1 protein-coding gene is annotated in these 658 nt (G+C 76.3%); it reads left to right on the top strand.

All coding sequences use genetic code 11. The features are described 5' to 3' along the window. Positions 1 to 658: aminotransferase class I/II-fold pyridoxal phosphate-dependent enzyme (locus QR78_RS31650; protein ID WP_048431614.1), on the top strand; the 658-nt coding region annotated here is incomplete at both ends.

Raw genomic sequence — 658 nt, forward strand, 5'->3', positions numbered from 1 at the left:
CGGATCGCCGCGCGGGGGCTGACGCCCGGCGAGCGGCTGCCCTCGATCCGCGGGCTCGCCACTCTCATGGGCGTCTCGCCCTCGACGGTGGTCGAGGCCTACGAGAGGCTGGCGGCGGAGGGGGCGGTGCGCTCGCGTCCGGGCTCGGGCTTCTACGCGGCCTCGCTCGCCCCGCCCCCGACGCTGGCCGAGATCGGCCCGCGCCTCGACCGGGAGGTCGATCCGTTCTGGGTCTCGCGGCAATCCCTCGACGGCGAGCCCGACATCCCGAAGCCCGGCTGCGGCTGGCTGCCCGCCGCCTGGATGCCGCTCGACCCCTTGCGCCGCGCCGCCCGGAGCCTCGCCCGGGCCGAGGACGCGGTGCTGACCGATTACGGCACCACGCGGGGTCCGGCTGCTCTGCGCCGCCATCTGGCGCGGCTCTTCGCCGAGGAGGGGCTGCCGGTCGGCCCGGACCGGATCCTGCTCACCGGCTCGGGCACCCAGGCGGTCGATCTCGTCTGCCGCCTGCTGCTGCGCCCGGGCGATGCGGTCCTGGTGGACGATCCCTGCTACTTCAACTTCCAGGCGCTGCTGCGCGCCCACCGGGCGACCGTGATCGGCGTCCCGTGGACCGAGGCCGGGCCGGACCCGGAGTGGTTCGCGGAGGCCGCCGCGT

This window comes from Methylobacterium indicum (assembly GCF_001043895.1).
Taxonomy (GTDB): Bacteria; Pseudomonadota; Alphaproteobacteria; order Rhizobiales; family Beijerinckiaceae; genus Methylobacterium; species Methylobacterium indicum.